The sequence below is a fragment of the Evansella clarkii genome (assembly GCF_002019695.1).
GTDB lineage: Bacteria > Bacillota > Bacilli > Bacillales > Salisediminibacteriaceae > Evansella > Evansella clarkii.
In genome coordinates this window covers 1,005,818-1,017,054 of record NZ_KV917376.1, presented here as the reverse complement: position 1 = coordinate 1,017,054, position 11,237 = coordinate 1,005,818, and the positions used below count along the sequence as shown (strand labels likewise).

The window sequence follows — 11,237 nt, the reverse complement described above, 5'->3', positions numbered from 1 at the left end:
AGTGTTTTGATGGATAAGATATATGTTAATGGAATGGAATTTTACGGTTATCATGGTGTATTTGAAGAGGAGAACAAATTAGGCCAGCGTTTTACCGCGGATGTCATTCTTGAAATGGATACCAGGGAAGCAGGCAAGACCGATGATCTGAACCTTACTGTAAATTATGCGGAAGTCTATGAGAAGGTAAAGGAGATCATGGAGGGAGAAGCGGTTAAACTGGTTGAAACTCTGACTGAAAGGATCGGGGCTAAACTGCTTGCTGATTTTGAAATTGTGGATGCAGTAACAGTGAAAGTCGTGAAGCCCAACCCTCCTATCCCGGGCCATTATCAGTCAGTAGCAGTAGAGATACGAAGGGAAAGAGAAAATTAATGGATGCAGGCAGTCAGTTACGAAATATAGCCTATTTGTCCATCGGGTCCAACATAGACGACCGGGAGGAACATCTGAAGCAGGCGGTTAAACGAATTGGTGATCTGGAACTTGTTTCCATAGACCAGGTTTCCTCCGTTTATGAAACAGAACCTGTGGGCTATACGGAGCAGGAACCATTTTTAAACATGGCGATAAAGATCAGAACAGATCTGTCTGCTGAAAGTCTCCTGCAAAAGACCCAGGAAATCGAAAACAGCGGTGGGAGAAAAAGGGAAATTCGCTGGGGCCCACGCACAATTGACCTTGACATTTTACTGTTTAACGAAGAAAATATAACCTTGGAACAGCTAACTGTTCCTCATCCGAGAATGCTTGAAAGAGCATTCGTGCTGATTCCGCTTCAGGAAATAGCACCAAGTATAGAATTAAGCAATGGTAAACCCATTGAACAATATATAGAAGAACTAACCGGCAAAGAAGGTGTTCATAAATGGAAGAGCTTCTGTGGGGAAGACGTATTCGGGCATTTCGAAAGTTAAAAGGCTATACACAGGAAGAATTTGCAAAGCTTCTCGGCATATCTGTGTCTGTATTAGGAGAAATTGAACGTGGAAACCGGAAGCCATCAGATGAGCTGCTGGAACAGGTCACGGACACTCTGGGAGTGACCCTGGAGGAGCTTACTTCAATCAGGTAAGTGAGAGGTGATAAAATGTTAAAGATCGGCGACACAACAATAAAGAACCAGGTGGTACTCGCACCGATGGCAGGTGTCTGTAATCCTGCTTTCCGGTTGATTGCCAAGGAATTCGGCACTGGGCTCGTCTGCGCGGAAATGGTAAGTGACAAAGCGATTTTAAATCAAAATAAACGCTCCTTGCAGATGCTCTATGTTGATGAACGGGAAAAACCATTAAGCCTGCAGATTTTCGGAGGAACGCCTGAAACGCTTGTTGAGGCTGCGAAAATAGTGGATAAGCAGACCAACGCCGACATCATTGATATTAATATGGGTTGTCCGGTGCCAAAAATCACTAGCTGTGATGCGGGAGCCAAATGGCTGCTTAACCCGGAAAAAATATACGAAATGGTTTCATATGCAGTGGACGCTGTCGATAAACCAGTTACAGTAAAAATGAGAATCGGCTGGGACGAAGACCATATTTACGCGGTTGAAAATGCAAAAGCGGTTGAGCGGGCAGGGGGAAGCGCTGTTGCTGTACACGGCAGAACGCGTTACCAGATGTACGAAGGTGAAGCGCGCTGGGATATTATTAAAGATGTAAAAGATGCTGTGAATATCCCTGTTATCGGCAATGGAGATGTAAAAACACCGGAAGACGCGAAGCGCATGCTGGACACTACCGGAGTCGACGGGGTGATGATTGGCCGTGCAGCTTTAGGGAACCCATGGATGCTGTACCGTACGATTCATTATCTGGAAACGGGCGAAAATAAACCGGAACCTTCTTTCCGGGAAAAAATCGATGTTTGTATTCTGCATATGGATCGCCTTATTGCCATAAAAGGGGAAGCAGTAGCTGTCCGTGAAATGCGAAAGCATGCAGCCTGGTACATTAAAGGCATGAAAGGTGCTGCCGGAATCCGTGATATCATTAACACATCTACAAAACGGGATGCTTTAGCTGAAGCACTTCATAAATTTGGGGATGAACAGGAAGAGACAGAAAAAGAAAAGGAACAACTGGCAGTTAACTAATTTGACAATGCCAGGCAACTTTTTTATAATACGTCTGAGATACTGAAACTGCCAGTCACAGCTGGCAGTTTTCTTATTGTCATAAATTATGAGAAGTACTCTGGGCCAGGGTTGGTACCGGGATAAGTAATCGAACCTACATAGCAATTGCTGTATATATACGATGAAATATCTGCTCTTGTTTGATTTACTGATAAAATGTAAAGTATTAAAATAGAACATTAAATTGTCCGGATTGTTTTCGTTAAAAGCTTTCGGGGCCAGAATGCTTTTTTAAAAGACTTTGTTTCGGGTGAGTATTGATTTTCAGTTCGGGTATACCCTTGGGGAACAAGGTGTCCGGGAGCGGAATCATACACAAGGTTTAATACAGGGTTTGAAAAATTGATTACAGGAGATGGTAAGGGTGAGTCAGGAAGTAGAATATAATGACCAGCTGCAGGTGCGCCGCGAAAAATTAAAAGACATGCTGGACCAGGGGAAAGATCCATTCGGCCAGCGCTTTGAGCGTACCCATACTGCAACAGATTTAAAAGCTCAGTATGAAGAAACTTCTAAAGAAGAACTTGAAGAAAATGAAGTGAATGTTACCCTTGCGGGGCGCATTATGACAAAGCGTGGAAAAGGGAAAGCCGGCTTTGCACATATTCAGGACCTGACAGGGCAGATTCAGATATATGTGCGAAAAGATAAAGTTGGGGAAGTCCAGTACGCCCTTTTTAATAATATTGATATTGGAGATATTGTAGGTATTTCCGGTACAGTATTTAAAACAAAGGTAGGCGAGCTTTCTGTGAAAGCGGACGATTTTCAAATTTTAACGAAATCCCTTCGCCCGCTGCCGGATAAATACCACGGATTAAAAGATGTGGAACAGCGCTACCGCCAGCGTTACCTCGATTTAATTGTTAATCCTGAAGTGAAAGATACTTTTGTATTAAGGAGCCGTATCCTGCAGTCCATGCGCCGATACCTCGATGATCACGGTTATCTGGAAGTAGAAACACCAACGATGCACTCTATTCCTGGAGGAGCATCAGCGCGTCCGTTTATTACTCACCATAACGCTCTGGACATGACGCTGTACATGCGTATTGCAATTGAGCTGCACTTAAAGCGCCTGATTGTGGGCGGTCTTGAGAAAGTGTATGAAATCGGCAGGGTATTCCGTAATGAAGGTGTCTCTACAAGGCATAACCCTGAATTTACAATGATTGAGCTTTATGAGGCATACGCAGATTACAGGGATATCATGTCACTGACAGAAAACCTGATTGCTCATATCGCAAAAGACGTCCTTGGGACTACTACAGTTGTATATAACGACCAGGAAATTAGCCTGGAGCCGGAATGGAAAAGAGTTCATATGGTAGATGCTATTAAAGAATATACCGGAGTGGATTTCTGGCCGGAAATGTCTGATGAAGAAGCAAGAGCACTGGCAAAAGAGCATAATGTTCCTGTAAAAGAAACGATGAAATACGGCCATGTAGTAAATGAGTTTTTTGAACATTTTGTGGAAGAGAAGCTCGTTCAGCCAACTTTTGTATACGGTCATCCACTTGAAATTTCTCCATTGGCGAAAAAGAATGAAGAAGATCCGAGGTTTACAGACCGCTTTGAGTTATTTATCGTAAGCAGAGAACATGCAAATGCGTTTACTGAGTTAAATGACCCAATAGATCAGCGGGAGCGTTTCGAAGCTCAGCTCGTAGAGAGAGAACAAGGTGACGATGAAGCTCATATGATGGATGAGGACTTCGTAGAGTCACTGGAGTATGGAATGCCTCCAACTGGCGGACTCGGTATTGGAATCGACAGGTTAGTTATGCTGCTTACTAATTCCCAGTCTATTCGCGATGTACTGTTATTCCCGCAAATGCGTCACAGAGATACTGAAAGTCAATAATGGGGTTTGAATACAGCTGCCTTTTAAATGATAGAAGGCAGCTTTTATTTATATGTTGTTTTAGAGGCGGATTTATTCATTATTATAAAAACAAGGTTTAATTAAGATAGACAGGTGGAATATCTTACAAGTTAGGAAATATAAAAAAAGGGTTGCTCTGTTGTTGAGATGATGTTATATTATTACTTGTCGCCGAAAACAGAGCGACTGAGCAAGTGAGAAAAAAACGAGAAAAAATAATTTCAAAAAATTTATTGACTCTCGGCTGATAAGGTGTTAAGATATTAAAGTCGCCAAAAACGACAGCGAAACATTTTGACCTTTGAAAACTAAACAAAAAGCCAAGCGAAGTGGGATATTTTAAATATCCCGTCAATCGAAAGAGTAATCTTTCAAATTAAATGATGTCAGAGACATCAAACTCGTTTCAATTTATTGGAGAGTTTGATCCTGGCTCAGGACGAACGCTGGCGGCGTGCCTAATACATGCAAGTCGAGCGCAGGAAACAGGCTGATCCCTTCGGGGTGATGCCTGTGGAATGAGCAGCGGACGGGTGAGTAACACGTGGGCAACCTGCCTTACAGACTGGGATAACTCCGGGAAACCGGGGCTAATACCGGATGACCAGAAGAACCGCATGGTTCTGCTGTAAAAGTTGGGACTTGTTCCTAACACTGTAAGATGGGCCCGCGGCGCATTAGCTAGTTGGTGAGGTAACGGCTCACCAAGGCGACGATGCGTAGCCGACCTGAGAGGGTGATCGGCCACACTGGAACTGAGACACGGTCCAGACTCCTACGGGAGGCAGCAGTAGGGAATCATCCGCAATGGGCGAAAGCCTGACGGTGCAACGCCGCGTGAACGATGAAGGTCTTCGGATTGTAAAGTTCTGTTGTCAGGGAAGAACACGTGCCGTTCGAACAGGGCGGCACCTTGACGGTACCTGACCAGAAAGCCCCGGCTAACTACGTGCCAGCAGCCGCGGTAATACGTAGGGGGCAAGCGTTGTCCGGAATTATTGGGCGTAAAGCGCGCGCAGGCGGTCTCTTAAGTCTGATGTGAAAGCCCACGGCTCAACCGTGGAGGGTCATTGGAAACTGGGGGACTTGAGTGTAGGAGAGGAAAGTGGAATTCCACGTGTAGCGGTGAAATGCGTAGATATGTGGAGGAACACCAGTGGCGAAGGCGACTTTCTGGCCTATAACTGACGCTGAGGCGCGAAAGCGTGGGGAGCAAACAGGATTAGATACCCTGGTAGTCCACGCCGTAAACGATGAGTGCTAGGTGTTAGGGGTTTCGATACCCTTAGTGCCGCAGTTAACACATTAAGCACTCCGCCTGGGGAGTACGGCCGCAAGGCTGAAACTCAAAGGAATTGACGGGGGCCCGCACAAGCAGTGGAGCATGTGGTTTAATTCGAAGCAACGCGAAGAACCTTACCAGGTCTTGACATCCTCTGACAACTCTGGAGACAGAGCGTTCCCCTTCGGGGGACAGAGTGACAGGTGGTGCATGGTTGTCGTCAGCTCGTGTCGTGAGATGTTGGGTTAAGTCCCGCAACGAGCGCAACCCTTGACCTTAGTTGCCAGCATTCAGTTGGGCACTCTAAGGTGACTGCCGGTGACAAACCGGAGGAAGGTGGGGATGACGTCAAATCATCATGCCCCTTATGACCTGGGCTACACACGTGCTACAATGGGTGGTACAAAGGGCAGCAAAGCCGCGAGGCCGAGCGAATCCCATAAAGCCACTCTCAGTTCGGATTGCAGGCTGCAACTCGCCTGCATGAAGCCGGAATTGCTAGTAATCGCGGATCAGCATGCCGCGGTGAATACGTTCCCGGGCCTTGTACACACCGCCCGTCACACCACGAGAGCTTGTAACACCCGAAGTCGGTGAGGTAACCTTTTGGAGCCAGCCGCCGAAGGTGGGACAGGTGATTGGGGTGAAGTCGTAACAAGGTATCCCTACCGGAAGGTGGGGATGGATCACCTCCTTTCTAAGGAGCTTAAAAGGCTCATACCTTTTTAAAGCTTCGCTTGAGCTTTTGTTCAGTTTTGAAGGAATAAATCCTTCAATTTAGAGACATACTTGTCTCATTATTGCCCTTTGAAAACTGGATAACGATTAACTGATTGATGATCACCGGTTGTTTTAATTAAAAGTGCAAACTTTTAACGAGTACAACCGAGTGTCTTAGATAAGGCTAAATGTAGACGCCATAATTGCGTAAAAAACCTTTTATTAAGGTTTTTGCAAGGAGAACCAAGGAGATCGAGGAAACAAGCTTTCGAGTGACTGAGCGTATACCAATACGCGACAGGAACGAGAAGGCGCAGTTGACGAAGATATCCGACGGTTATCTGCCGCAAAAACGGTTAAGTTAGAAAGGGCGCACGGTGAATGCCTTGGCACTAGGAGCCGACGAAGGACGGGACGAACACCGATATGCTTCGGGGAGCTGTAAGTAAGCTTTGATCCGGAGATTTCCGAATGGGGGAACCCACTGCCTGTAATGAGGCAGTATCCATACCTGAATACATAGGGTATGAGAAGGCAGACCTGGGGAACTGAAACATCTTAGTACCCAGAGGAAGAGAAAGCAAATGCGATTTCCTGAGTAGCGGCGAGCGAAACGGAATCAGCCCAAACCAGAAGGCTTGCCTTCTGGGGTTGTAGGACACTCCATACGGAGTTACAAAGAAACAGCGTAGGTGAAGCGACCTGGAAAGGTCCGCGGGACAAGGTAACAGCCCTGTAGCCGAAACGTTGTTTCCTCCGGAGTGTATCCTGAGTACGGCGGGACACGTGAAACCCCGTCGGAATCCGGGAGGACCATCTCCCAAGGCTAAATACTCCCTAGTGACCGATAGTGAACCAGTACCGTGAGGGAAAGGTGAAAAGCACCCCGGGAGGGGAGTGAAAGAGATCCTGAAACCGTGTGCCTACAAGTAGTTGGAGCCCGTTCATGGGTGACAGCGTGCCTTTTGTAGAATGAACCGGCGAGTTACGATAACGTGCGAGGTTAAGTTGAAGAGACGGAGCCGCAGCGAAAGCGAGTCTGAACAGGGCGCTATAGTACGTTGTTGTAGACCCGAAACCGTGTGATCTACCCATGTCCAGGGTGAAGTCCAGGTAACACTGGATGGAGGCCCGAACCCACGCACGTTGAAAAGTGCGGGGATGAGGTGTGGGTAGGGGTGAAATGCCAATCGAACACGGAGATAGCTGGTTCTCCCCGAAATAGCTTTAGGGCTAGCCTCGAGGGAAGAGTGTTGGAGGTAGAGCACTGATTGGACTAGGGGTCCCCACAGGATTACCGAATTCAGTCAAACTCCGAATGCCAATCACTTATCCTCGGGAGTCAGACTGCGAGTGCTAAGATCCGTAGTCAAGAGGGAAACAGCCCAGACCATCAGCTAAGGTCCCCAAGTATACGTTAAGTGGAGAAGGATGTGGAGTTGCTTAGACAACCAGGATGTTGGCTTAGAAGCAGCCACCATTGAAAGAGTGCGTAATAGCTCACTGGTCGAGTGACTCTGCGCCGAAAATGTACCGGGGCTAAACGTATCACCGAAGCTATGGATTGTCCTTACGGACAGTGGTAGGGGAGCGTTCCAAGGGCTGTGAAGCATGACCGGAAGGACATGTGGAGCGTTTGGAAGTGAGAATGCCGGTATGAGTAGCGAAAAGAGGGGTGAGAATCCCCTCCGTCGAAAGCCTAAGGTTTCCTGAGGAAGGCTCGTCCGCTCAGGGTTAGTCGGGACCTAAGCCGAGGCCGAAAGGCGTAGGCGATGGAAAACAGGTGGAAATTCCTGTACCACCACGTCACCATTTGAGCAATGGGGGGACGCAGGAAGGCAGGGAATCGCGCTGATGGATATGCGCGTCCAAGCAGTTAGGCTGGCAAACAGGCAAATCCGTTTGCCATAAGGCTGAGCTGTGATGGCGAGGGAAATTTAAGTACCGAAGTTCCTGTACCTACACTGCCTAGAAAAGCCTCTAGCGAGGTGACTGGTGCCCGTACCGCAAACCGACACAGGTAGGCGGGAAGAGAATTCTAAGACGCGCGGGAGAACTCTCGTTAAGGAACTCGGCAAAATGACCCCGTAACTTCGGGAGAAGGGGTGCTCTGATAGGGTGCAAGCCCGAGAGAGCCGCAGTGAATAGGCCCAAACGACTGTTTATCAAAAACACAGGTCTCTGCCAAGCCGCAAGGCGACGTATAGGGGCTGACACCTGCCCGGTGCTGGAAGGTTAAGAGGAGGGGTTATCCCGTAAGGGAGAAGCTCTGAATTGAAGCCCCAGTAAACGGCGGCCGTAACTATAACGGTCCTAAGGTAGCGAAATTCCTTGTCGGGTAAGTTCCGACCCGCACGAAAGGTGCAACGATTTGGGCACTGTCTCAACGAGAGACCCGGTGAAATTATATTACCTGTGAAGATGCAGGTTACCCGCGACAGGACGGAAAGACCCCATGGAGCTTTACTGCAGCTTGATATTGGATTTTGGTACAGCTTGTACAGGATAGGTAGGAGCCTTGGAAACCGGAGCGCCAGCTTCGGTGGAGGCATTGGTGGGATACTACCCTGGCTGTACTGAAATTCTAACCTCGGACCGTGATCCGGTTCAGGGACAGTGTCAGGCGGGCAGTTTGACTGGGGCGGTCGCCTCCTAAAAGGTAACGGAGGCGCCCAAAGGTTCCCTCAGAATGGTTGGAAATCATTCGCAGAGTGCAAAGGCATAAGGGAGCTTGACTGCGAGACATACAGGTCGAGCAGGGACGAAAGTCGGGCTTAGTGATCCGGCGGCACCGTATGGAAGGGCCGTCGCTCAACGGATAAAAGCTACCCTGGGGATAACAGGCTAATCTCCCCCAAGAGTCCACATCGACGGGGAGGTTTGGCACCTCGATGTCGGCTCATCGCATCCTGGGGCTGAAGTAGGTCCCAAGGGTTGGGCTGTTCGCCCATTAAAGCGGTACGCGAGCTGGGTTCAGAACGTCGTGAGACAGTTCGGTCCCTATCCGTCGCGGGCGCAGGAAATTTGAGAGGAGCTGTCCTTAGTACGAGAGGACCGGGATGGACACACCGCTGGTGTACCAGTTGTTCCGCCAGGAGCATCGCTGGGTAGCTACGTGTGGAAGGGATAAGTGCTGAAAGCATCTAAGCATGAAGCCCCCCTCAAGATGAGATTTCCCATCACTTTATGTGAGTAAGATCCCTCAGAGAAGATGAGGTAGATAGGTCTCGTGTGGACGCATGGCGACATGTGAAGCTGAGAGATACTAATCGATCGAGGACTTAACCAATTTGTCTTACTAAGCAAGATTATCAATCAGAAAAAAGTTATCCAGTTTTGAGAGGGCAACACAAAAAGCGTAAGCGCCTCGAACACGAGCGACAAGCACTGGAGGGCCGGCAAGAAGAAGCAAGCATTTAAGCTTCGATTGACGGACCGAAGTGACCTCGAGCGAGTAGGCGCTGAAGCTAGACACCTTTCAATTTTATAGTCCAGTGACGACAGCGAAGAGGCCACACCCGTTCCCATGCCGAACACGGAAGTTAAGCTCTTCAGCGCCGATGGTAGTTGGGGGCTCTCCCCCTGTGAGAGTAGGACGTCGCTGGGCATTATTACTGGAGGATTAGCTCAGTTGGGAGAGCACCTGCCTTACAAGCAGGGGGTCGGCGGTTCGAGCCCGTCATCCTCCACCATTTTTGCTGGCCTAGCTCAATTGGTAGAGCAACTGACTTGTAATCAGTAGGTTGGGGGTTCAAGTCCTCTGGCCAGCACCAGTAGGAGCCATTAGCTCAGTTGGTAGAGCATCTGACTTTTAATCAGAGGGTCGAAGGTTCGAGTCCTTCATGGCTCACCATTTTAATATTGCGGGTGTGGCGGAATTGGCAGACGCGCTAGACTTAGGATCTAGTGTCTTACGACGTGGGGGTTCAAGTCCCTTCACCCGCACCAGTTCTGCGGAAGTAGCTCAGTGGTAGAGCACCACCTTGCCAAGGTGGGGGTCGCGGGTTCGAACCCCGTCTTCCGCTCCAGTTTTTATTAAATAGTCTGCTTGCCGGGGTGGTGGAATTGGCAGACACACAGGACTTAAAATCCTGCGGTAGGTGACTACCGTGCCGGTTCAAGTCCGGCCCTCGGCACCATATATAATACCGTAACATAAGCGCCCGTAGCTCAATTGGATAGAGCGTTTGACTACGGATCAAGAGGTTAGGGGTTCGACTCCTCTCGGGCGCGCCATTTATTCCTCGGGAAGTGGCTCAGCTTGGTAGAGCACCTGGTTTGGGACCAGGGGGTCGCAGGTTCAAATCCTGTCTTCCCGACCATTATATGAGGGGCCTTAGCTCAGCTGGGAGAGCGCCTGCCTTGCACGCAGGAGGTCAGCGGTTCGATCCCGCTAGGCTCCACCACTATTTTTATATTTGACCTTTGAAAACTAAACAAAAAGCCAAGCGAAGTGGGATATTTTAAATATCCCGTCAATCGAAAGAGTAATCTTTCAAATTAAAATGATGTCAGAGACATCAAACTCGTTTCAATTTATTGGAGAGTTTGATCCTGGCTCAGGACGAACGCTGGCGGCGTGCCTAATACATGCAAGTCGAGCGCAGGAAACAGGCTGATCCCTTCGGGGTGATGCCTGTGGAATGAGCGGCGGACGGGTGAGTAACACGTGGGCAACCTGCCTTACAGACTGGGATAACTCCGGGAAACCGGGGCTAATACCGGATGATCAGAAGAACCGCATGGTTCTGCTGTAAAAGTTGGGACTTGTTCCTAACACTGTAAGATGGGCCCGCGGCGCATTAGCTAGTTGGTGAGGTAACGGCTCACCAAGGCGACGATGCGTAGCCGACCTGAGAGGGTGATCGGCCACACTGGAACTGAGACACGGTCCAGACTCCTACGGGAGGCAGCAGTAGGGAATCATCCGCAATGGGCGAAAGCCTGACGGTGCAACGCCGCGTGAACGATGAAGGTCTTCGGATTGTAAAGTTCTGTTGTCAGGGAAGAACACGTGCCGTTCGAACAGGGCGGCACCTTGACGGTACCTGACCAGAAAGCCCCGGCTAACTACGTGCCAGCAGCCGCGGTAATACGTAGGGGGCAAGCGTTGTCCGGAATTATTGGGCGTAAAGCGCGCGCAGGCGGTCTCTTAAGTCTGATGTGAAAGCCCACGGCTCAACCGTGGAGGGTCATTGGAAACTGGG

The 11,237-nt window shown here is 49.0% G+C and carries 5 protein-coding genes, 9 tRNA genes, 3 rRNA genes and 1 other annotated feature; all 17 genes read left to right on the top strand.

From position 1 onward, the window contains the following. Window positions 1-9: 9 nt before the first annotated feature. The 17 genes from folB (at window position 10) to BK582_RS04745 (ending at window position 10,436) form a co-directional block, all read left to right on the top strand. On the top strand, window positions 10-375 hold the full coding sequence (gene folB / locus BK582_RS04825; protein ID WP_078593228.1) for a dihydroneopterin aldolase: 366 nt from the start codon (window positions 10-12) through the stop codon (window positions 373-375). Beyond that, complete coding sequence (gene folK, locus BK582_RS04820; protein ID WP_078593227.1) at window positions 375-917, top strand: 2-amino-4-hydroxy-6-hydroxymethyldihydropteridine diphosphokinase; 543 nt, start codon at window positions 375-377, stop codon at window positions 915-917. The genes folB and folK overlap by 1 nt, the downstream gene beginning before the upstream one ends. Next, entirely contained in the window at window positions 869-1,075 is a 207-nt protein-coding gene (locus BK582_RS04815; RefSeq protein WP_078593226.1) for a helix-turn-helix domain-containing protein, read from the top strand. The genes folK and BK582_RS04815 overlap by 49 nt, the downstream gene beginning before the upstream one ends. Window positions 1,076-1,090: 15 nt before the next feature. Further along, on the top strand, window positions 1,091-2,098 hold the full coding sequence (gene dusB, locus BK582_RS04810; RefSeq protein ID WP_078593225.1) for a tRNA dihydrouridine synthase DusB: 1,008 nt from the start codon (window positions 1,091-1,093) through the stop codon (window positions 2,096-2,098). A 397-nt stretch (window positions 2,099-2,495) separates the two neighbouring features. Further along, window positions 2,496-4,007 carry a lysine--tRNA ligase gene (gene lysS, locus BK582_RS04805; RefSeq protein ID WP_420841222.1) on the top strand — a complete coding sequence of 504 codons (1,512 nt, stop codon included), beginning with the start codon at window positions 2,496-2,498 and terminating at the stop codon, window positions 4,005-4,007. A 432-nt stretch (window positions 4,008-4,439) separates the two neighbouring features. Then, window positions 4,440-6,007, top strand: a 16S ribosomal RNA gene (locus BK582_RS04800). A gap of 377 nt (window positions 6,008-6,384) precedes the next feature. Beyond that, window positions 6,385-9,319, top strand: a 23S ribosomal RNA gene (locus tag BK582_RS04795). A 201-nt stretch (window positions 9,320-9,520) separates the two neighbouring features. After that, window positions 9,521-9,637, top strand: a 5S ribosomal RNA gene (gene rrf, locus BK582_RS04790). The 16S, 23S and 5S rRNA genes sit together here with 9 tRNA genes alongside, the layout of an rRNA operon. A gap of 9 nt (window positions 9,638-9,646) precedes the next feature. After that, window positions 9,647-9,722, top strand: a tRNA-Val gene (locus tag BK582_RS04785). Window positions 9,723-9,727: 5 nt separating this feature from the next. Then, window positions 9,728-9,803, top strand: a tRNA-Thr gene (locus BK582_RS04780). Window positions 9,804-9,807: 4 nt separating this feature from the next. After that, window positions 9,808-9,883: transfer RNA gene (locus BK582_RS04775), tRNA-Lys, on the top strand. 10 nt (window positions 9,884-9,893) lie between these two features. After that, window positions 9,894-9,978 (top strand) — tRNA-Leu (locus BK582_RS04770). 5 nt (window positions 9,979-9,983) lie between these two features. Beyond that, window positions 9,984-10,058: transfer RNA gene (locus BK582_RS04765), tRNA-Gly, on the top strand. Window positions 10,059-10,080: 22 nt separating this feature from the next. Beyond that, window positions 10,081-10,169: transfer RNA gene (locus BK582_RS04760), tRNA-Leu, on the top strand. A 20-nt stretch (window positions 10,170-10,189) separates the two neighbouring features. Next, a tRNA-Arg gene (locus BK582_RS04755) sits at window positions 10,190-10,266 on the top strand. Window positions 10,267-10,275: 9 nt separating this feature from the next. Beyond that, window positions 10,276-10,352, top strand: a tRNA-Pro gene (locus BK582_RS04750). An 8-nt stretch (window positions 10,353-10,360) separates the two neighbouring features. Continuing rightward, window positions 10,361-10,436, top strand: a tRNA-Ala gene (locus BK582_RS04745). A gap of 138 nt (window positions 10,437-10,574) precedes the next feature. Continuing rightward, window positions 10,575-11,146, top strand: a sequence feature (16S ribosomal RNA rRNA prediction is too short). The last annotated feature ends 91 nt before the right edge of the window (window positions 11,147-11,237 follow it).